The sequence below is a fragment of the Anabaena sp. EIM26 genome, from assembly GCF_057568715.1.
In genome coordinates, this window is sequence record NZ_CM172472.1 from 3,716,646 (window position 1) to 3,738,103 (window position 21,458).

General features: G+C 39.8%; 15 protein-coding genes and 1 pseudogene. 9 read left to right on the forward strand and 7 right to left on the reverse strand.

All coding sequences use genetic code 11. The features are described 5' to 3' along the window. Nucleotides 1–247: 247 nt before the first annotated feature. Nucleotides 248–1,285: a hypothetical protein gene (locus AC012T_RS16175; protein ID WP_487059811.1), complete on the forward strand. Its 1,038-nt coding sequence runs from the start codon at nt 248–250 to the stop codon at nt 1,283–1,285. Nucleotides 1,286–1,376: 91 nt separating this feature from the next. Here the strand turns inward: AC012T_RS16175 and AC012T_RS16180 are convergent, their stop codons facing one another. Genes AC012T_RS16180 through AC012T_RS16195 form a run of 4 tightly spaced genes read right to left on the reverse strand, consistent with a single transcriptional unit; the run spans nt 1,377 to nt 5,175 of the window. Further along, the gene (locus AC012T_RS16180) at nt 1,377–2,546 is read right to left on the reverse strand and encodes a homocysteine biosynthesis protein (RefSeq protein ID WP_487059812.1); all 1,170 of its coding nucleotides are present in this window, start codon (nt 2,544–2,546) and stop codon (nt 1,377–1,379) included. After that, nucleotides 2,524–2,763 (reverse strand): hypothetical protein, encoded by a 240-nt coding sequence (locus AC012T_RS16185; RefSeq protein ID WP_487059813.1) that lies wholly within the window; start codon nt 2,761–2,763, stop codon nt 2,524–2,526. Before AC012T_RS16185 ends, AC012T_RS16180 begins: the two co-directional genes overlap by 23 nt. Before the next feature lie 7 nt (nt 2,764–2,770). Next, on the reverse strand, nt 2,771–4,303 hold the full coding sequence (locus AC012T_RS16190) for an NAD(P)H-hydrate dehydratase (protein ID WP_487059814.1): 1,533 nt from the start codon (nt 4,301–4,303) through the stop codon (nt 2,771–2,773). 56 nt (nt 4,304–4,359) lie between these two features. After that, nucleotides 4,360–5,175 carry a hypothetical protein gene (locus tag AC012T_RS16195; RefSeq protein WP_487059815.1) on the reverse strand — a complete coding sequence of 272 codons (816 nt, stop codon included), beginning with the start codon at nt 5,173–5,175 and terminating at the stop codon, nt 4,360–4,362. Between the two features lie 271 nt (nt 5,176–5,446). Between AC012T_RS16195 and mnmA the strand changes: the two genes are divergently transcribed. The 3 genes and pseudogenes from mnmA to AC012T_RS16210 all read left to right on the forward strand — a co-directional run bounded on the left by mnmA (nt 5,447) and on the right by AC012T_RS16210 (nt 8,462). Beyond that, nucleotides 5,447–6,499: a tRNA 2-thiouridine(34) synthase MnmA gene (gene mnmA, locus AC012T_RS16200; protein WP_487059816.1), complete on the forward strand. Its 1,053-nt coding sequence runs from the start codon at nt 5,447–5,449 to the stop codon at nt 6,497–6,499. A gap of 142 nt (nt 6,500–6,641) precedes the next feature. After that, nucleotides 6,642–7,246: pseudogene (locus tag AC012T_RS16205) on the forward strand (Uma2 family endonuclease). A gap of 64 nt (nt 7,247–7,310) precedes the next feature. Further along, nucleotides 7,311–8,462 carry a DUF4238 domain-containing protein gene (locus AC012T_RS16210; protein WP_487059817.1) on the forward strand — a complete coding sequence of 384 codons (1,152 nt, stop codon included), beginning with the start codon at nt 7,311–7,313 and terminating at the stop codon, nt 8,460–8,462. A gap of 78 nt (nt 8,463–8,540) precedes the next feature. On the opposite strand, the gene AC012T_RS16215 is transcribed toward AC012T_RS16210, so the two are convergent. Beyond that, nucleotides 8,541–8,810: a type II toxin-antitoxin system ParD family antitoxin gene (locus AC012T_RS16215; protein WP_487059818.1), complete on the reverse strand. Its 270-nt coding sequence runs from the start codon at nt 8,808–8,810 to the stop codon at nt 8,541–8,543. Between the two features lie 192 nt (nt 8,811–9,002). Between AC012T_RS16215 and sat the strand changes: the two genes are divergently transcribed. The 5 genes from sat to AC012T_RS16240 all read left to right on the forward strand — a co-directional run bounded on the left by sat (nt 9,003) and on the right by AC012T_RS16240 (nt 20,038). After that, nucleotides 9,003–10,184: a sulfate adenylyltransferase gene (gene sat, locus AC012T_RS16220; protein ID WP_487059819.1), complete on the forward strand. Its 1,182-nt coding sequence runs from the start codon at nt 9,003–9,005 to the stop codon at nt 10,182–10,184. Between the two features lie 101 nt (nt 10,185–10,285). Beyond that, nucleotides 10,286–12,469, forward strand: a complete 2,184-nt coding sequence (locus tag AC012T_RS16225) for a caspase family protein (RefSeq protein WP_487059820.1) — start codon at nt 10,286–10,288, stop codon at nt 12,467–12,469. A 235-nt stretch (nt 12,470–12,704) separates the two neighbouring features. Next, nucleotides 12,705–15,263, forward strand: coding sequence for a dynamin family protein (locus AC012T_RS16230; protein ID WP_487059821.1), 2,559 nt, complete (start codon nt 12,705–12,707; stop codon nt 15,261–15,263). A 184-nt stretch (nt 15,264–15,447) separates the two neighbouring features. Further along, nucleotides 15,448–18,852 carry a molecular chaperone gene (locus AC012T_RS16235; RefSeq protein WP_487059822.1) on the forward strand — a complete coding sequence of 1,135 codons (3,405 nt, stop codon included), beginning with the start codon at nt 15,448–15,450 and terminating at the stop codon, nt 18,850–18,852. 97 nt (nt 18,853–18,949) lie between these two features. Further along, nucleotides 18,950–20,038: a hypothetical protein gene (locus AC012T_RS16240; RefSeq protein WP_487066630.1), complete on the forward strand. Its 1,089-nt coding sequence runs from the start codon at nt 18,950–18,952 to the stop codon at nt 20,036–20,038. Nucleotides 20,039–20,203: 165 nt separating this feature from the next. Here AC012T_RS16240 and AC012T_RS16245 read toward each other — a convergent pair whose 3' ends face one another. Both AC012T_RS16245 and AC012T_RS16250 read right to left on the reverse strand, forming a co-directional pair. Further along, nucleotides 20,204–20,419 carry a hypothetical protein gene (locus tag AC012T_RS16245; protein WP_487059823.1) on the reverse strand — a complete coding sequence of 72 codons (216 nt, stop codon included), beginning with the start codon at nt 20,417–20,419 and terminating at the stop codon, nt 20,204–20,206. Between the two features lie 188 nt (nt 20,420–20,607). Beyond that, the gene (locus AC012T_RS16250) at nt 20,608–21,318 is read right to left on the reverse strand and encodes a cytochrome b/b6 domain-containing protein (protein WP_487059824.1); all 711 of its coding nucleotides are present in this window, start codon (nt 21,316–21,318) and stop codon (nt 20,608–20,610) included. Nucleotides 21,319–21,458 lie beyond the last annotated feature (140 nt).

Genomic DNA, 21,458 nt, shown 5'->3' on the forward strand with positions numbered 1-21,458 from the left:
GTAAGTGATGACTTTAGGAGGAGCATTCAGAATTGTAGCTATGCTATGCTTCCGAAACTAGTGTAAAGGCGCTAAATTACACATTTAGTCTCTAAATGCCAAATTTCGCGCCTTTCTGTTCGCACAGGGCGCTCTAGAATGGCTAGATTAAAAGGAAATATACTTTTATCAGCCATACAAACGCTCTTTTCAGCTACTTTTGTAAAATCCCATAAATTGGGATGTGTCTCCGCCGCAAGGAGTTTTTATGAATTCCGACCTGATGCCGTCTCCTGAATCTTCCAATTCTACTGCCTCCAAAGAGGCTCCAACTAAAATTGATGCAACTGCTAATGTTCAAACAGCAGAAGCTAGTGCGTCAAAATCTGATCATGGGCCCGTTAACTCTAGTGAAACTGATGGAAATGGGCATTTAGCCAATCGGCTACAACCAATTCCACCTCCTAGTGAGCCAATGCAGTATCGAGCAATTGGCTTAGTCCGAGGTCGTTACCATGCCAGTAGTGAACAATTTACGCAAGGAACATTGCTAACTGCTGATGGTGTAGAACTCAATGCCGTCCTTTTAGGTCGGATTATGAGTTTAGTCAAAAATCACTTAGACCTAGAAAAAGAGCATTTGTGGGTAGTTTATCCCCGCACTAGACAAGAAAACGATTCTCTGCACATCCAAATTGTGGGGGTTTGGGAGCCAGAAAATCTGGCTAAAAATTCCTCTGAGGAAGATGATCAAGATTTGAGTTCGCAAGTCTTAGAGAGGCCAGAAAATGGTTTAGGAAAGAAATCTGCCCGTCCTACTTCTGGTAAAGGAGAAGTTTCTGAACCACCAAAAGCCTCATCAGAACTTCCTGATGGTGATTTTTCCGTGCGTGGTGAGGTAGTTTTCCAATCTTTTGACGATAGGAGTTTGGTCGTCAAGATTAAGCAAGCTCCACGGAAACCAACTGACAAAGCTAAGTATTTTAAGTTGAAATTACGGGGTGTGCTGACTACTAAAGCTGTGGGTAAGTTTTGGGATTTCAAAGTCAAACGAGAAGCTGATGTATTAGTAATTGACAATGCAGAAGCGATCGCTGATTTACCCAAAAAACGTAAACCACCATTCAGAGGTGGCCCTCGTGGTAGTAGTGGTGGCCCTGGTAGAAGACCATTCCCTCCCAGACGCAATGGAGAAACTCCACGTCCTATCAAGAAAACAGGCGGTGATCCCGCAGCTGTATCTAAACCTGTACCAAAACCCCCTGCTCCTAAGCCAGTCAAGAAGGCTAAACCAGCAGAGGAATAGTACCGAGTACCGAGTACCAAGTACCGAGTTCTGAGTAATTAAGATTGAGTGATGAGTGCTGAGTAGTGTAATTACTACCCAGCACTTGTTATTAAAAGTCAGTCCAACGGTCTTGGGGTAAAAAAGCTCGATCCATTGGGATGGGGGAAACTGGCTCTGTGAGGGTAAATGTGCCGGCTTCTATCCACTGTTTCAACTCTAGAGCAACTTGTCGTGAGAGAAACATACTGGCTAGAGGTGCAACTCGCACCGCTTTACCCTCAATGGTGATTTTTCCTGATTTGAGTTGAGCGTAACTAACTAAACCAAAGGTGGGACGAACGCGACGGGGGATGGAAAAATCTACTATTGGTGCTACTAAATCTTTATCTCTAACAGCACAGTGTTCAATTACTGTTTCGTTTAAAACTGGAAGTGGTACACCTACTCCCAACATTAAAGAAGGCCCGTAACTTTTGAAGTAACAGCCCCGCACCCAACGCGCATCCATTTGTTTAGCATCACCAATTAAGGCTAACGTTGCTGATGGGCCAATGGGTGTGTGATTGGCTAACCGTTTTTGCAAAGGGAAGTGTTGCGTACCTTCCCAAGCCACATAACCAATACCACCACCTAAGAATATTCTTGTCCCAATCCCCACCAATTGTAAATCGGGATCATTGAGTAAGGGGGAAATTGCACCAGGGTTTGAGTAAACCGCATTTCCTAAACGTGGTTGCAGGGGACCTAAATAAGTGTGAAGTGGGCGATCGCCTCCATTGACTCCCACGATGAAATTTTGATAAAGATTGCGCGGATTAAATAAATAAAACTGATTGATAGTGTCACGGGTAACACTGGTTTCAAATGTTGCTCTAGGATAACAATCAGTAACTTGACCTAATGCTCTTACTTGTACTGGTTTACCTGCTATTAAATCTTCGATTACATGACCACCTCCACGTTCTCGAAGTTCTTCCCCATCAACGGTTTCCACACTACAACTAGCACCCAAGTATAAATCTACTGCGCCAAAACCAGAATATGCTGGTACACCATCTAACCAGCAACGCCGAATTTTGATTGGTGGGTCAGTGTGTCCCAGGTTAATAATTGCACCGCTTGACTCCATTGGTTCAAAGGTGCCGGTGGTAATGACATCAACTTCTTTAGCGGCTTTGGAGACACCGATTTCTGCTACACGTGTTTTTAATTCTTCAACCGTCCACACTACGGCGCATTTCCGGTTGATTTTTTCGTTAATTTCCGCAATGGTTCGCATTTTTAATCAAGCGGATTGACATTTTAATTATCGGCCGATATTGCAGTATATGTTCTTCTGGGATTCCTTGGAGAGCGATCGCATTGCAACCAGATAGGAGCAAGATTAAACTCAAAACCTGATTCTTGCGTAGGGGTAATTCATGAATTACCCCTACTTCCGTTCTGTTTTGCGTAAGTCCTGCCAGAGTTATTCCTCTGGGTGCGTAAGTTCGCATCTTAAAATTATGCCTGATTCCAAACCAGCAGAACTTTGATTAAATACTGTGTCAAAGTAAAAGCATCAACACCTAATTCTGTCCTTTCTGCTGCTGCTAAAATTCCCGCTTGAGAATGCCACCAAGCCGCAGTTGCAACAACATCTTCAATATTAGTTTGTTTATTTGCGACTTGCGCCAATAGTCCACCCATTAACCCTGTCAAGACATCACCGCTACCACCACGGGCTAAAGCTGGTGTACTTTCAGAATTGATCCAAACGACACCTTGGGGGTTAGATATGGCTGTTCTTGCCCCTTTTAAAAGTATTACAGCCCCAGTTTGTTCGGCTGATGTCTGCACTGCATTCACTCTGTCGGTGTAGGGAATATCAGGAAATAAGCGATGAAATTCACCTGTATGGGGTGTGAGTACGGTTGCGGCTTGACGTTGTTGTAAAGTGGGGATGGTTCCTAATTGTGCCAAGATATTTAAAGCATCAGCATCGAGAATTAAAGGAACTTCACTAGCAATTACTTGTTGTACTATCGGCATGGCATCTTTAGTTAAGCCAGGGCCACAAGCAATTATACTAAATGAACTCAAATCGGTATTATCTGGTAATTGTAACTGAGCGATCGCACCCGTTGCCGTTTCTGGACAACCGATAATTAAAGCTTCGGGCAAATGGGAAACCAACAAAGGTTTAATAGATTCAGGTACAGCAATAGATAACATCCCCACACCAGAAGCACGCGCACCCAAACCAGTTAAAATTGCTCCCCCCGCGTACCGTCTTGAACCACAAATTAATAATAAATGTCCTTCTTTGTATTTGTGTGTAACTGGGGGACGGGGTAAAGGTAAAGTTGCAAGTGCCGTTTTTGCAGTGATGCGTTTTACTTTAATTACATCTCCCAAAACAGCATGGATATCTGATAGGGGAATATCAAAATCTATTAATTCAGCTTTGCCAATATATGCTAATGCTTGGTCTTGGAACAAACCTTGTTTCCATAAACCCAAGCAAAAGGTGTGATTTGCCCGAATTGCAGATCCTAAAACCTCACCTGTATCTGTATGTAAACCTGAAGGTAAATCAATACTAAAAATCGGCTGATTCCATTCATTGAAATGACTAATTGCCGAAGCGATGGGTTCGGTAATTTCTCTTTCTAAACCAAAACCAAATAGCCCATCAACTAAAAAATCACAGCTTGGTAATTCTTCAAGTTCTTGATAACAAGGAATTCCCAAACTTTGAGCATATTGAAAATGTTGAGAAGTTAATTCTTTGAGTTTAGTAAAAGGCTGATAAATCCAAACTTGATACCCACGAAAATGTAATTCACGAGCTACAACTAAAGCATCACCACCATTATGACCAGGCCCGGCTAAAATTCCCACACGCTGTCCTTGGGGAATAATAGCCTTTAAGCGATCGCTAATCAATCCTGCTACTTTTTCCATTAAAGCTGCCACAGGCATACCAGCGGCAAATATCCGCCCTTCAATATCCCGCATTTGGTCAGCAGTAACGATAACTTGTTCTTTAGTCATTAGAAGAAGGGAACAGGGAATAGGGAACAGGGAAAGCCCTGATTTTTAATTACGAATTATTTTCCATAGTAAACTCTGGTATTACCGTAACCTAAATTTCGCAGATAATTATTCCATTGTTCTGCTTCTGAACGTTCTGCAAAAGGCCCTACAGCTATATGCGCTCCTCGTGGCTGAGTTCTCATGAAAACACTGCTATTTCTACCTATTCTCTGCTGAATTTGGTCTTTCAGGTAGCGCAGATTATTATAGCTGCTGGGAACGATCGCATAGTAAAAATTAGACTGTTGCCGATTAACACTGGAACTAGGGTTATTAACATTGGTTGAGCTAGAATAGGATATCTCGCTACCAACATAGTAGGGAACTACCTGTTCTTGTGTGTTTGAGAAGTTAACAACACGAGCGCCATTTATACCGTTTAATTCTAGTTCTCTGACGCGCTGTTGAGCATTAAACGGTTTGCTAAAAACACCAGCTTGGATAATATTACGCCCATTATACTGTCGAATATAAGCGCTGTTCTCAATCTGACGGACTCGTTGTAATGTTTGAGAGTTATCGCCATCAACATAGACAAAATACCGCTCAAAATTTTCACCATATTGACTAATTTGTGTGGATGAAGAAGGCTGAGAGTTTGGATTAGGTTGATAAAACTCCACTGGTTCCATCGGTTGTAATTGCGGTAATGACGATTGCTGACTAATGAGAACTTGGGTCAAAGGCGATGCTGTCTGTGCTATCAAAAAACCATTGTTGGGGATTTCAGCCTGTGCTGGGCTATATTGATAAGTTAGCACCAAGCATCCACCCACCAATAAGGAAAGTATGGGTACAGGAGTAAATTGACTTGTTTTTAAAGTAGGCATATTTTTTAACTAGCGATCGCAAAATAAAAATTTCTACCAGCCATTTTAATCAAGCAATTGCCGATTCAGGAAATTTAAAGATCATCAAAACCGAAGTGCTTGACTATCAAGGCTTTTCAGGGATGTGTGCTACAATTGAACAGTCTTACTACTCCGGTGTTTTTCTGGTCAGAAAAACCTCTACCAGTACCAGGAGTCAACTTTTGAAAAATGTAATTTACCATTGGGCTGCAAACTTAGCAGCTACTGAACCTAAAAAGATTTTAGGATTATGAAAAAAGTCGTCGTTGGTCTTTCAGGTGGCGTTGATAGTTCTGTCGCTGCCGCTATTCTACACAATCAGGGCTATGATGTAATCGGTTTGACTCTTTGGCTCATGAAAGGCAAAGGGCAATGTTGCTCTGAAGGAATGATCGACGCGGCTCAAATTTGTGAACAATTGGGCGTTCCCCATGAAGTTGTCGATATTCGGGATGTCTTTCAAACAGAAATTGTTGATTTCCTAGTCACTGGTTACAGTGTGGGAATTACGCCGTTGCCTTGTTCCCAATGTAACAAGACAGTGAAATTTGGGCCGATGGTAAAATATGCCCGTGAGCAATTGGAATGTAACAGAATTGCTACTGGTCATTATGCTCAAATTCGCTACGATGATACCACCGGGCGTTACCAATTGTTACGCGCAGTTGACCGCAACAAAGACCAATCTTACTTTCTCTATGATTTGTCTCAAGATTTACTAAGCTGTTCTATCTTTCCTTTGGGTGAACTCAACAAAACCGACACCCGACGCATGGCGGCTGAATACAACTTAAAAACCGCCGATAAACCAGAAAGTCAAGATTTATGCTTAGTAGAAAGCAACGGTTCCATGCGGGCATTTTTGGATAAATATCTAGCGCCTAAACCGGGAAATATTGTTGATACTACTGGTAAAATTTTGGGACAGCATGATGGAGTACATCATTACACAATCGGACAACGTAAGGGTTTGGGGATTGCTGCACCGGATGCTTTATATGTAATCGAACTAGATGCTGTAAATAATCGTGTTGTTGTAGGCGATCGCACCAAGGGAACTGATGCAGAATGTACAGTAAATCGAGTCAATTGGGTTTCCATTGCTGAACCAGCAACCCCCATTCGTGCAGAAGTGCAAATTCGTTATCGTTCCGCACCTGTACCCGTGACAGTAATTCCTTTGGAAGATTCCCGCGTGCGTTTGGTATTTGATGAACCTCAATTCAGCATTACCCCTGGACAAGCTGCGGTTTGGTATGACGGGGATAAGGTATTGGGTGGGGGAATAATTGAACAGTTTTAGTTAAGCTGTTGGACATTTAACTTGCTTATAAACTATAACTAAAACTCTTGTGGGGTGGGCATCTTGCCCGCCCTGATTATACTTTCTTAAAGCTTTATCAGCTTAATTCCCAAGATTTAGCTAATCATGAGGAAAAATAATAATGGTACAGTCAGCCCTAAAACTGATCACAGTTAATGAATTCATTACTCAGTACGGTGATATTGATAATTATGAACTCATTGATGGGGAATTAATCGAGATGGAAGCAACAGGACCCCATGAGCAAGTATCATCTTTAATTGGGCGAAAACTGAATGTAGAAATTGATCATCAGGACTTACCATATTTTATTCCCCATCGTTGCTTAATCAAACTATTGGGAACAGATACAGCCTTTCGTCCCGATGTGATTGTGTTAGACCAAACACAACTAATTAATGAACCATTATGGCAACAAGAACCCGTAATTACATCAGGAAAATCAATTAAACTAATTGCAGAAGTCGTGAGTACAAATTGGCAAAACGACTACGCCCGTAAAGTTGAAGATTACGCCCTATTGGGGATATCTGAATATTGGATTGTAGATTATTTAGGCATTGGTGGAAGAGAATATATTGGTAAACCTAAACAGCCAACTATTACTATTTGTACGTTAGTAGGGGATGAGTATCAAAAGCGATTGTTTCAAAATAACGATCTACTTGTTTCCTCAATTTTCTCAACTTGCAATTAACTGCAAAACAAGTCTTTATGGTAGTATAATCACTGATTAAGAATTTAGAAGTAGTAAGACACCATACTATTTCTACATTCAATATTTTCAAACATGAATAAACGTAAACATCACTATGTACCTAAGTTTTACCTCAAGCGTTTTTCTTCTGATCTTTCTAAAACTGATCCTAGACAAATTAATCTTTACAATATCCCAAGTGGTAAAATAAAGCTTGATATATCTTTGAGAGATCAGTGCTACAAACGAAAATTCTATGGTCAAACTGACGAAATTGAAAATTTGCTATCAACTCTAGAAGGAACTTTTTCTTCTGTAGTCAAAAAAATTTGTCAAATAAATACTGTACCTACGATTGGTAGTTCAGATCACCATGATTTATTAATGTTCATATCAACCCAGATGATGCGAACAAGTAAATGTGCTGAGGATTTAAACAATAAAATAGATATGTTTACGAAAATGATATTGTCTAGAGATTCTAGGTATAGTGAAGTTGACTTAAGCAAAGTTAAAATTGGTTTTGTTCAACCCGTACTAGTTTCTTTAGAAAATTCAGAAGAGATGGCATTTGGGCTAGATGATCTTGGAATACATTTATTTAGAGCAGCACCAAACACTGAGTTTATCACATCAGATAATCCAGTATTTAAATATAATATGTACTGTGAGAAATTCGGGATAGGAACTACCGGGATTGCAAGTCTGGGATTACTCATATTTTTACCACTTTCACCAGAAATATGCCTGCTTTTGTACGACAACTCAATTTATAAAGTTGGGCAAAAAAATAATCATAATATTTCAGTAATAACGGCTGATGATGTAAGACAAATTAATGCTATGCAATTTATAAATGCAGAAACGAATCTCTATTTTTCTTCCAATATATCTCGCATCTACTTCAATCAAATTTTGGGAAGATATAGTAAATCAAGAAAAGATACGGGAGAGCGTGTTACAGAGTTTCAGGAAATAGGAAATCCTCTAAAAACACTAGTTATGACTTCTCAGTATATTTCTAATTTGAAATTAAATCTATCTCCTATATCAATTGTAAGAGATGCCAAACGCGTGCCACTTGAAAACCGTCTTAATCTGTACCGACGCGAAATACCAAATATTCACGAAGACAACAACACAATATTCAAACAACAGGAAGAAAATGGAAATAAGGAAAGGGTATTCAAACGAGTTAGAGACAATTACAAAGACCCTGTAAGATTTACCAAAAACCAAAAATAAAGCCTGAAATGGGAATAATCATGTCCATATTTTTTATTCAGTCGCGGATGACTTGCGGTCGTTTATTTACCTGATTGATTAACCTTGTTTTGCCCCTTTCTGCTTGGCGATTTTTTCTCGCACAGCTTGACGGATATCTTCCCAATCATCAGAAGTCATCTCAGTTGCATTCCCAGAATTTAGACCTTCTAAAAGCATCTTTTCCAAACGTTCAGCCACTTGACGCTTTTGGTCTTGACGCACTAACTCACGAAAATACTCACTGATAGTGCTGTAACCGCCATCTGCGACTTTCTCTTCTATATAAGTCCGCATTGCATCAGGGAGAGATATATTTATACTTTTCATTGGCACTAATTCCCTAATTTGTCCCTTCATCATATTATATGGCAATTTATGCCATTTACTGCCATGATGTTATCAATTCCCAAACTCACCCTTTCCGACCGGCAAAGGAAAAAATTTCACATAAATTTAACTATTTGTACCAACAGTTTGATAACTTAGTACATAGTTCGCAACACATAGGGAAAAATTACGTTGAGTTACCATCTAGATGCCATTGCCCCCCACGGTGGAGAGTTGGTTAACCGGGTTGCTACACCGGCACAAAAAGAAACATTTCTCTCCAAGGCTGACTTTTTGCCACGAGTGACACTTGACGATCGCGCTGTTTCTGATTTAGAAATGATTGCGATCGGTGGTTTTAGTCCTCTGACAGGTTTCATGAACCAAGCCGACTACGATCGCACAGTAGCAGAAATGCGCCTTGCTAACGGTGTTGTCTGGTCAATCCCAATTACACTATCTGTGACAGAAGAAGTTGCAGCCCCTCTCCAAATAGGTGGTTTAGTGCGTCTGGATAACCCTAACGGCGAGTTTATTGGGGTTTTGGAACTAGGCGAAAAGTATACCTACGACAAAAAACGCGAGGCTATCAATGTCTATCGCACCGATGATGCCAAACATCCTGGTGTGCAGGTAGTCTATAACCAAGGTTCTGTGAATCTGGCTGGCGATATCTGGTTATTACAACGTGATTCCCATCCCCATTTTCCTAGCTACCAAATTGATCCTGCTGCTTCTCGGCAAATGTTTAGAGATAAGGGTTGGAAAACTATTGTCGGTTTCCAAACTCGTAACCCTATCCACCGCGCCCATGAATATATTCAAAAGTGCGCTTTAGAAACAGTTGATGGTTTATTTTTACACCCATTGGTAGGCGCAACCAAAGAAGACGATATTGCCGCAGATGTGCGAATGCGTTGCTATGAAATATTGATGGAACACTATTACCCTTTAGATAGAGTAATATTAGCTATTAATCCAGCGGCGATGCGTTATGCTGGGCCAAGAGAAGCTATTTTCCATGCTTTAGTTCGCAAGAATTACGGCTGTACACATTTTATAGTTGGCCGAGATCATGCCGGTGTGGGTGACTACTACGGTACTTATGATGCTCAGTATATATTTGATGAGTTTGCGCCTGGAGAATTGGGCATTGTGCCAATGATGTTTGAACACGCTTTCTACTGCAAACGTACCAAACAAATGGCAACAACCAAAACCAGTCCTAGCAAACCAGAGGAACGGGTTCACCTATCAGGGACAAAAGTCCGGGAAATGCTACGTCGTGGTGAGTTGCCACCACCAGAATTCTCTCGTCCAGAAGTGGCAGCAGAATTAGCACGGGCAATGAGTATTCCCACAGTATTAGCTTAGAATTAATGGGAAACTAACAAAAAAGTATAGTCAGAAACTTTACTCTACAGACTTCAGCCCTTTAAGCTGTTAACTAATGGGCTGAGGGCTAACTGCTAATTATGAAACGGCGTGCGTTTTTTGAACGGATTGGCTCAATATTGGCGGTATTGGGGCTGACTGAAGCTGAGTGGTTGACTTTGGGTAATCGCTATTACCAAGCTTTGGCAGCACCTAATCCCCGGAAGTTGGCTTTATTAGTAGGCATTAATCAATATCCACAAAGTCCTGCGCTTAGTGGTTGTCTGACTGATGTGGAATTGCAAAGGGAACTGTTAATTCACCGCTGTGGCTTTGCTGCTGCGGATATTCTGACTTTAACTGAGGAACAAGCCAGCCGGGAATTCATTGAGGCAGCTTTTGTTGATCATTTGGGTAAGCAAGCCCAGGCTGGTGATGTGGTTGTTTTCCACTTTAGTGGTTATGGCAGTCGTGTCAAATTGGGGACTTTTCCAGAGACTGTGCAGAATGCTCTGATTCCAGTTGATGAAAAGCAACCACAAGAGCGGAGATTTATCAACTATTTATTAGAAGAAACTCTGTTACTTTTATTGCGATCGCTTCCCACCGACCAAGTCACCGCAGTTTTAGATACGAGTTACTATACTCCAACCACATTACAGCCATCAGGTTTGCAAATTCGCGCCCGTCCAGAATTACCAGCAACACAATTAGCGCTTCCAGAATTGGAGTTTCTCAAACAACTGCAAACCCAGAAATCAGCTATTAATCAAGCAATGGTGTTGAAAGCCACCTCAAGCCCAAATCAGCAAGCAGGAGAATTACTATTTTCTGGTTGGAGTGCGGGGTTATTTACCTATGCTTTAACCCAATATCTATGGGAAGCCACACCAGCAACAACAATTCAAATTCTCTTTTCTCATCTCAGCAGTTCTATGTACAGACTGGGAAGTGAACAGCAACCAGAGTTAATAAGTGGGCTAAAAAATACTCAAATTAGTGCCATTGCTGATAGTTTTCCCCTCAACAATATTGGCGCTGAAGGAGTAGTCAATACTATTGATGAAGACGGCAAGACAGTTGAGCTATGGTTAGGAGGATTACTTCCCCAAGTTCTAGAATACTACGGTGTTGGTTCTCGATTCACTCTACCAACTGGTGAACAACTAATATTGCGATCATCCCTCAAAGCAGGTGTTACACCTTCACGGACTGGGCTAATTGCAAAAGCAGAAATTTCTAACCCAAAAATTAGCAACCTACCACAAATTGGGCAACTAGTACAGGAAAAGGTGCGTGTATTACCCCGAAATATTAATTTAACAGTTGCCTTAGATTCTGGGTTAGAAAGAATTGAGCGAGTAGACGCAACTAGTGCTTTTGCCTCAATTACCCGGATGGTTAACATCGCATCAGCAGAACAAAGCGCTGATTATATTTTTGGTAAATTACCACAGATTCCTAGCCATTATGGTCTTTTTTCTCTTGGTGGTGAGCCAATTCTCAATACTGCTGGGGAAATTGGGGAAGCTGTGAAAGTAGCTGTGCAGAGATTAACACCAAAATTTTCTACCCTTTTAGCAGCAAAATTATGGCGATTGACGGAAAATGAAGGTTCTTCCCGCTTGGCTGTGAAAGTAACTTTAGAAATTATTAGTACAATATCGCCCCGGACAATTATACAAAAGCAAACATGGCGCAGTCAGGTTCAGGAATCAGGGAAAAATAAAGCAGTCATCAATTCAGGAACAACCATTCCTAGCGTTCCCGTTGGTAGTCGGATGCAGTACAAAGTCAAAAATTTGAGCGATCGCCCGATATATTTAATCTTATTGGGGTTAAATAATGCTAGGAGTGCCTTTGGCTATGGTTCACCGGAAGCGATCGCATTATACCCCTGGCAAGTTAGTCCAGAAACAGATAGTTCTGACACAAAACCCCACCTGCGAGAAATAGTCATTCCCCCAGGAGAAACCCTGAAGCTACCACAAAATGATGCTACCACTGGCTGGATGTTGCCCATGCGAGCTTTCTTTTGTGAACACCAACTAATTATCAGTACTTCTCCCTTCACACAAACTCAAAAAGCCTTAGAAACCCCTAAATATACCACCGCAGACCAACAATCAATCAGCCCCTTAGTTAACCCCTTAGAAGTTACCCAAGCCTTACTGCAAGATTTGCATAACGCTAATGAAACAGAAATGCATGGAACTGCTACAGACTCATACATTTTAGATGTGAATAATTGGGCAAGTCTTAATTTTAGTTTTCAAGTGGTTTAGTTTACAGGGATTTATACGTAAATGAACCACATTTTGACACCAGAAATGGTAGAGAAACATACCGAAAGTGCGATCGCTCTCATATTAAACGGTGTGAAGAAAAGGTGACAGAAAGAAGATAAATATTCCCATCTTCACTCATCCTCCCCAGTCTCCTTTGTTGCATCAAGAGTAGTTATTGGCATTTTTTGTGTTATAACGCTCACAGAAAATGAACTCAGGCAGAAACTACTCTATGGAACCAGACAAACTGGCCAGGTTTAAAGAGTACGGTGAATTTATCCTCCGTAAAATCGACTCTGTACCCCAACGTCCTTCCCAACAAGAAGATTGGATTCCTACTAGCCTTGATGATTGTCTCATGGGCTTGCGAGAGGCTGCACAGAAGACAGTAGAACTGGCTGCTTCACCAGTAAAAATCGGCGTAATGGGTGAATTCAGTAGCGGTAAAAGTTTGCTGCTGGGTAGTTTAATCGGTTATGCAGATGCTTTACCAGTCAGCGAAAACCCGACAACTGGAAACGTCACTGCTATTCATATTAAACCTCAAGATGGTTTTGCGACAACTCAAGTTAGTGAATATACTGTAGAATATTTGTCTAACGAAGGGGTGAATGAGTGCTTACACTTTATGTTAAGTGAGGCAAATCGACGCGCTACAGCAGCCGGACTCCCACCGTTACAAGTATCTAAAATCAAGACAGGAAAAGATATTTCTAGTTGGTGTGAAGAAGCTTGGAAAAGTTCAAATAATTTAGAATTACGCTATCTGTTGCGGGAGTTAGTATTATTTTTGCGGGCTTATCAAGCTTATGGTGAGGCTTTGTGTGGTAGCCATTATCACATTGATGCAGAAACAGCCCATGAAGGGTTACAACTCACAGAAATGCCAATGGCTATCCAAACTCTCAAATTTGAGGATATACCGCCGGCACACGTTCGCTTACCCAGTGCGCCCCAAAGACTACAAACGCAATTATTACAAAACAGCTTTCCCTTAATTCGGCGTGTTGATATTGAAGTTAAAATATCGCGGGAAATTTGGGATGTCAGCGGGGCTGAAGAGTTTGTACTGTTAGATTTTCCCGGTTTGGGTGCAGCGAACTCTGGTGCCAGGGATACCTTTTTATCTCTGCGAGAATTGGCGCAAGTACAGACAATCCTGGTATTGCTCAATGGTAAATCGCCGGGAAGCGATCGCGCCAACAAAATCTTTACCATGATGCAGCAGCAACGGCCAGGACAAGACTTAAAAGACTTAATTCTCGTCGGTGTCGGCCGCTTTGACCAATTACCATTAGACAGTGAAGGTGGCGAAAGAATACTCGATTTTTTAATCGAAGATCACCCCAATTCTCAACCTTTACACACAGATATAGTTTTCCAGAAACTGAAAGTTTTACAAACCATCATTGATGGTGCAGATGCATTTACCACCCAAAAAGACCGCATCATTTTATTATCACCACTATTAGGTTTAGCTGAATTAGCAAAACGTTCAACCACAGTTAAAGCAGGTTCAGAGGAATTTCTCGCTAATTTAGATTATCCCGACTACTTAGATCGTTCTAAACGACTACAACAAAAATGGGGTAAATTAAGCGAACGCTTATTAACAACAGAACCTCGTAATCCACTAGGTAGACAATTAAGTTATTTCGCGCAAGATGGAGGTATTAGTAAACTGCGAGAATTGATTCAAAATCATGTCACTACTCATGGTTTAAAGCAATTATATGAAGATACTCGCAGGGCTGCTGATGTTGTCCGTCAGCAACAAGAACAACTCAAAGACATCATCGCCGAAATTCACGAACAAGGCATACCCACAGCAGATAGTCCAGCCTTAATTGAATTGCGTTTAGGAATTGAAAGCTTAGATAAAACCTACAGAAGCTTTCAAAAAGATTTAGGAAAAGAACCACTCAAAGATCGGCGGGGAGTTGTTGTTAGTGATGTCATCAAAGACGAACTAACTTTTAAAATCTTGAATTGGAGTCAATGGACTTTGTTATTTAATAAAGCTCATCATGGCACAATTGCCTTAGCAGAATCAAAAGGTGCAGCCGGAAAATTATTTGACCGAGGAAATAGAGTTAATAATTCCTTACCTACCAAGAGTGATGACTTTTATCCAGAATTTGAAAAAACAGTTAAAGAATTAGAAAACTTTGCCCGCGAAAGAATCCGTCAAGCAGTAGTAGACCTGTTGAATAAATTAGCGCATCAATTAGTCCTAGAAAGAGAAAAATTACAATCAATTATCAACCCAGAAATGGAACAAATAATTGAAGAAAAATTTGGATTAGAAGCAGCCGATTTATTTTACAAACTCCTCTTAGGATGTGACCCTAATCAATGGAAAGAAGCTATTATCGTAGAAATCAGCAACCAAGATAAAGCCATATCTCCAGAAAGTATATTTCCCTTGGCGCGACGAGATGAAAAACACAACATTGGACAAATATTTGATTGGTCCCCAGAGAAAAACCAAAACTCATCTCGTGCTGCTAATCATCAACTTTTTGTCCTGCGTCTGCGAGATGAAATCACCGCCAGTGCCAGTCTTCATCTTGTTCAGTATGTCAGCGAAGTTAACCAACAAGTGAATTCCGAATTAGATGGCATTTTAGACCAAATTATTCCTAGTTTACAAAACCTATCTAAGAAAGAAGAACTCCTCAGATATATAGCCGCCAGCGACTCACCCCCAGAGTTAGCAATTCCCACCTGGTTACAGATTCTTGCTGATATTGCCACAATTAATGAAAATGTTGCTTATGAATATCTGTAAAACTTTGTGACATGAGATTAATTACCAATTACCAATAGCACTTACGCACAAGTAATGGAAAAACGTAGACCGAAGGGCGTGCCGCAGGCTACCACGAAGGCGCAAAGGACGCGAAGGTAAGAGGGTTTCAGAGAGTTCTTGCGTAAGTCCTAACCAATTACCAATTACCAATTACCAATTAATTATGCCCGTGGAAATTAGCCTTCCACCTCGTTTTCAACTGCGAGTAAAAGAAAACCAAACTTTGGATTTACCTGCAATTCAAATAGTCGCTACTAACAGCAATATTCCTCATATTTCTCGCATTACTTGTACTGTGAGAGGAAGTCCCACAGAACTAGCAGCAGAAATCCAAAACACCTACAAACACTTTGATTCTGCCACACCGAAAAAAATCTCTAACTTATGTCAGCTAGGTCAATGTTCTTATGTGTTAGAGAAATCTTTAAACCAAACAGTAAACTGTACCTTACAGGTTATTGTTGAATATTTTGATTCTGATGCTACAGGAAACCCCATATTATCTATACGCAAAAATATAGGTGCTTCCTGTAATCTTTGGTTTTCACCTAATTTTGAAACAACAACAGTAACAGATAAACCCATGAACCCTCTTGAATTAGATACATATTTAAATAAATTGAGTCAACAATTAAGTGAGAAACTCAATGAGAAATCACAAAAAAGATTTCCTGGTTGGTTCGCTTTAGACTTTGGTACTTCTAACTCCACAGTTACACTTTTTGACCCTATTGAAGTACCAATTGCCGAAATTTTACCCAGAGAACAAGAATTAAGACTACGCCAACGTTTAGCAGAGTGGTTAAACTCTCCTGCTGCTTCTGCTTTACCTGATATTGGTGCGAGTGAGTGGGAAAAATTTATTGCTAATATTAGCAAAAACTTAGAAATTGAACCAGAACAGTTAAGCGAAATTTTTGAAAGTGATAATAAGGAACTCTTTTTAGAAGCCATTCGCCAAATTGAATTATGTTTAGGAAATAGCGATAGATTCCGCCGTGCTGTTAGCAAAAAACTTTATCAGATATATCATGAAGTTTTCCGCGTTCCAACTTTAGAATCACAAAATTTGATTCCTGTAGTCTTAGATATAGACAGAAGAGATACAGAAATTCCCAGCGAAATGGAAATATCCCAAATAGAACCCTTAAAATTGCAAATGGGTAGGGAAGCAAGGGACAATAGAAAAAAAGCCATAGCCCAAGGTACAATTAGTTCCGTTAAGGACATTATTAGTAGATTTCACCACTCACCCAAACGCTACTTTGGTCAAAATCGAACTTTCCCAGTGATCCTAAATGGTGAAGAACAAAACATCCAAGTTAACCAATTAATTCAAGCAGCTTGGGCGCATTTAATTGACTTAACTGAAGATTATCGTCAACGGGCTAAAAGGAGATTTTCTGAAGGTGATTTATTAACAGCTGTTGTCACCTATCCCACAGTAGCACCTCCAGTAGTGCGTAAAGAAGTGAAAGCACTAGTTCAAGAATTGGGAATTGATGATGTCCAAACTGCTTATGATGAAGCGGTATCTGTAGCTATATTCTTTTTATGGCGAGAATTTGGTGGAAATCTCAATTTAGGAATTGAATCTTTTAAAACTCGTTGTCGCCAAGACAGAAATAAATGGTCACAAAATGTTTTAGTTTTAGATATTGGTGGTGGAACTACCGACTTAGCTTTAATTGAACTGACATTAGAAGATAAAACCCCATTTTTTGCTGATAATGAAGATAGGGGTTTAGGTGGACGTTACTATAAACTCACCCCTAAATTATTAGGTTCTTCTGGTCATTTACAATTAGGTGGTGAGTTAATTACACTGAGAATATTCCGGTTATTAAAAGTAGCAATTGCCGATTTTCTGCTCACAGCTATAACCATAGGTGACATTGAAAGTGACAAATTAGAAGATTTAATTAACTCAGAATTAAATGAACGCTTTTTAGAAGATGGAAAATTTAAAAGTGGCAGTTTACTGAAATGTCTAGATAAAGAAAATCCTGAAGGTGATGTTGCTTTCAAAGATGCCTTAGATACAGCAGAAAAAGTATTACCTACTCGTTGGCAACAAGCACCCCAACGCCTACAAACATTTTACACCCTTTGGGATCATGCCGAAGCAGCGAAATTGAAATTGGGGCAAAAATCACCAGGAGATGGTTCTTTATTAACCTTCACTCTTTCCGAACAACAAATTAGTGAATTATTAGCCCAAAGTGCAGTTAAATTCCAAATTATCATTCCTGATGCTATTTCTCTCACCCTAGACAGTCAGCAATTTGACCGCACTGCAATTTCGGCAATTAAAGAAGCCATTGGTATTGCTAAAGGACTGATGGAAAGTCGCTTAAATACTCAAACTAACCAAAAAGTAGATTGGTTAATTCTTTCTGGTAAAACTTGTAATCTCGATTTAGTACAGCAACAAATTTACCTAGAATTTAGTAAATCTCCATATTTTGTTTGGAATCCCGAAAGAATTACCTTCGTTTTAGAATTTACCAAACTCGCCACCTCAGCCGGTGCTTGTTATGCTGAAAAACTGCGTCGATTAAGATTTGATCCTGAAGAATCTAAAAGTCTGTTGCGAAAAGGTGCAAACCAGCTAGAAATAGATGTTAAAAACCTATTTTATTATCTACCTTGCAACTTCAGACGCAAAACCCAAAGTAACGAACTCTTACCCATATTCAATGCTGGACAAGAACTTTATCAACTTTCAGCTTGGGAAAGTATTGCTAAAGTTCGTACCCATTGGCAAGGTATACAATTAACAAACATTATCTATCGACAAGACTATGAAGATGGAGATTTACGCCTATGGGGTAGCTTTGATGGTAAAACTTTAATGGAGAAATTGGGAATGGTAGAACCAGATTTTCTCAAAAAAATTAAAGTCCAATTTGAAATAGACCAAACCCTGCAATTCGGCGTTTTACTCTGTCAAGGTAGTCCTCATTATTTAATAGATGTTAATGGTATTGACATCAAGTCAGCAATATCCGATGATTCTGAATCATCAGACCTATTTACTGATGGTAAATTGAAATGGAATATCGCCATTGAACATCCCTATAAAGACTTAAGTGATGGTGATATTGCCATCAACGTTTTAGAATCAGCAACAGTTGATCAACCAGATGCCTATCATTTAGTATTTGCAGTTGATGGAAATGAAAGTAAATCTCTGCAAACATTTCACTATTTGCAAGATGGTGTAAATGAACTAGGAAGTGGCGTAATTAGTAACCCATTACCTCCCTTCCCTCAAAGTGGACAACACACCTTCTATATTTATCAAACAGATAGTGAAACCAACACCAAAAAATGGATACGTATTGGTTCACTTAACAAACCAGATATCACCACAGACTACCCCTGTCAATATCATGTGACACTTGATAATCAAGGTATATTAAGAATGCACGCAGGCGTTGTACCTTATTGGACATCACACAATCAAGAATGTCTCCAACAAGCAGGATGTGTTTATAGTGCAGAACTAGAATTACAACCCAACGAAGTTGATAAAGAACGCGATCCTTTTTGCGGAATACATTAAATAATCTCACGCAGAGGCACAAAGAAGAAATTACTCTGTGTTCCTCTGCGCTAACCTCAGCGAACCTCTGCGTTTTACCCTCCCTCTTAATGCCATCATGCAGCATTTACAGCAACTATTAGCAACAGAAAACTCACAATTAGCCCAAGTATTAAGGTTTAGTTTATACGGACTAGAAGCAGCCTTAAATAAAGCGCAGATAGAATACCCTCAAGACCCAGGAAATCAGGTATGTGAGCAAATATTGCAGGAACTTCACGACCTTTTAGAACCTGCACCTGTTGCAGAGATTGAGGTTAGTGGTGAATTCAAATTAATTTACTTACGTGAGATTTTTAATTCTGATTTAGAAATTAATTTCTATCTAGGAAATTCTCCCCTACAAAGTCAAAATGATGCTGATTTATGGAATGAAATGCACCGATATTTATTGCGAGTTCCAGAGGATTTAGCTACTACTTGGCGACATCGGGCTTTAGAAATTGCTCAAAAATTAGGTGCTTCTGAAGATTATGTAAATCTTTACCATTTACCTTTTATTCGTGATGAAATCATCTATCCAGGGTTGAATGGTGCTGTGAAAGCTAGAGGCTTATGTTTGTCAAAAAAAGTATTTTTAAAGTCAGAACTTGCCCAGATATATAATTCTGAAGATTTGCATTTACTAGCAGGGTTTGTACTTCTATATATGAAGTTGATTGAGATAGAACCTGATTTACATCATGCCTTAAAGAGTGTGTTTAGCTTTGATGTTGTTTCTTTACATGAAAAGCCAGAACATCACCATTTATATATTGAGGCATTGAGCGATCGCTTGCAACGTATCCAAAAAAGCAGTGAAAATACTGATTTAATCCACAATTTACGTGCTTGGATTGACATGGATGAAGCCATACATTCCTTAGTATTTGTCCCCCCAGCCGAGCGTTATTCATGGTGGGGAAAGCTACAACAAGAATCACGGCGTATCCTCAAAAAGGTTGCAAACAAAGCCATCAAAGCAGGATATGACGTGCGAATTAAGCAATTATCAGGGCTGTATGCAGATGTTTGTGCTTATTCTAAAGATGATCTACAACTAGACTTTGGAGGTACACCAGGAGAAGTTTTAACTTGTCTCCGGTTATACACGCGAATTAATCAAGAAGAGAATCCAGGACGAGTTCTATTTCGATCTTTACGCTAAATGATTTAACTTAGAAGACATCGACCGAATTGAAATATTCATGATTTATCAAGCAGAACCTTTGTAGAGACGTTCCTGGGTAGGGATTCTCGTCTCTACTTTTTCACTTCTATGTCCAGTAGGCATCTTGAACTTAATTATGTTTGCCTACTTAATGCGAACAATCTACTGATTAGGTGTGGTAGGTGTAGTAGTAGGTCTAGGGGAGGGTGTAGTCGGTCTAGGTGAAGGTGTAGTAGTAGGTCTAGGAGAGGGTGTAGTAGGTTTTTGTTGAGCAAATAGATTTTCTGGTGTCTTCATAGCCTGAGAATGTTTGGGTATTGCAACTACAGCAGCAGTTCCCAAAAATGCTAATAGAGTTACTGATGCTAAACGCTTCATATTTTTATCCTTGTTACAGTCACGACTTATGTCATCCTATTTTGATAAATCTTCCAACTCCAGATATCTCGCTATAGGTGTCCTTGCTTGTGTCACTTTAGGGATAAAAATGTATTTAGACAAATGTCTAAATTTGTTGTTTTAGTAAGATGTAAAAAATGAAATTTGCATCTATATAATGTTTAACTTTATGATTCACCACCAGAAAAAAATAATGGTGATACAAATGCAGCTATAATGCCAAGTAACACAATCGCTTCAATGATTCTCAGAGATAAATTATTTTCAAAACGAAAATTATTAGGAAAATTACCCAACCAATCACGAAAACGACTATACCAATTTCTAGGACTTTCCTCTGGGCGGAATTTCCATGACATCATAGATAGTAATAATGGCGCACCACCGACTTTAGTAGACATCAAAATATGAATTGCTAAACAGCAAACCATAATCACCCAAGCTATGAGGTGAAAAGAATACCAGATATGATCAAGTTCACCTATTGGTAGCCATTCTTCTTTCATCATTCTGCCAGATGTCACGGCTAAAACAGAAGCGATTAGCATCAGAGTATTGACAATCCGTTGCAGACTTACCCACCAAATTGGTTTACCAACTTGAGTGAGTTTTTGGATAGAGTCTGGTTGTATAAGGCGTTTTTGTCCAGCATGAAAACTATAAAGTGCGAAAGCTGGTAATAAAATTAAAAAAAATAAACCTACAGTTCCATGAATATCCTGTATTGGATCAATTTTGGGAATAGGAATTTTACCAAACCGTTTGTCGAAGGCATTATAAACTAAGAAGCCGCTAATTATGGCAGCAATGACTAAAATTCCACTGACACCATGTAGAAGTCGCAACAATAAAGGTTGATAAGGTGCTGAACGAGTCATAAGCTAATGCAGGTAAATTTTTTAATGGGCTAATTTTACTGTAGATGTGCCATTAAAAATATATAGCCTTTCCCACTCTAGTTAGATACAAAATTACCCCTCCCCAACCCTCCCTTTGGTAAGGGGAGGGTGCGCGATAG

Bases quoted from the DNA above. Each gene is read 5' to 3' on its own strand.
- AC012T_RS16190 (WP_487059814.1), bottom strand. From the start codon at position 4,303: ATGACTAAAGAACAAGTTATCGTTACTGCTGACCAAATGCGGGATATT.
- AC012T_RS16240 (WP_487066630.1), top strand. From the start codon at position 18,950: ATGCAGCATTTACAGCAACTATTAGCAACAGAAAACTCACAATTAGCC.
- AC012T_RS16230 (WP_487059821.1), top strand. From the start codon at position 12,705: ATGGAACCAGACAAACTGGCCAGGTTTAAAGAGTACGGTGAATTTATC.
- AC012T_RS16185 (WP_487059813.1), bottom strand. From the start codon at position 2,763: ATGCGAACTTACGCACCCAGAGGAATAACTCTGGCAGGACTTACGCAA.
- AC012T_RS16245 (WP_487059823.1), bottom strand. From the start codon at position 20,419: ATGAAGCGTTTAGCATCAGTAACTCTATTAGCATTTTTGGGAACTGCT.
- AC012T_RS16210 (WP_487059817.1), top strand. From the start codon at position 7,311: ATGAATAAACGTAAACATCACTATGTACCTAAGTTTTACCTCAAGCGT.
- AC012T_RS16235 (WP_487059822.1), top strand. From the start codon at position 15,448: ATGCCCGTGGAAATTAGCCTTCCACCTCGTTTTCAACTGCGAGTAAAA.
- AC012T_RS16225 (WP_487059820.1), top strand. From the start codon at position 10,286: ATGAAACGGCGTGCGTTTTTTGAACGGATTGGCTCAATATTGGCGGTA.
- AC012T_RS16215 (WP_487059818.1), bottom strand. From the start codon at position 8,810: ATGAAAAGTATAAATATATCTCTCCCTGATGCAATGCGGACTTATATA.
- AC012T_RS16175 (WP_487059811.1), top strand. From the start codon at position 248: ATGAATTCCGACCTGATGCCGTCTCCTGAATCTTCCAATTCTACTGCC.
- AC012T_RS16250 (WP_487059824.1), bottom strand. From the start codon at position 21,318: ATGACTCGTTCAGCACCTTATCAACCTTTATTGTTGCGACTTCTACAT.
- AC012T_RS16180 (WP_487059812.1), bottom strand. From the start codon at position 2,546: ATGCGAACCATTGCGGAAATTAACGAAAAAATCAACCGGAAATGCGCC.
- mnmA (WP_487059816.1), top strand. From the start codon at position 5,447: ATGAAAAAAGTCGTCGTTGGTCTTTCAGGTGGCGTTGATAGTTCTGTC.
- AC012T_RS16195 (WP_487059815.1), bottom strand. From the start codon at position 5,175: ATGCCTACTTTAAAAACAAGTCAATTTACTCCTGTACCCATACTTTCC.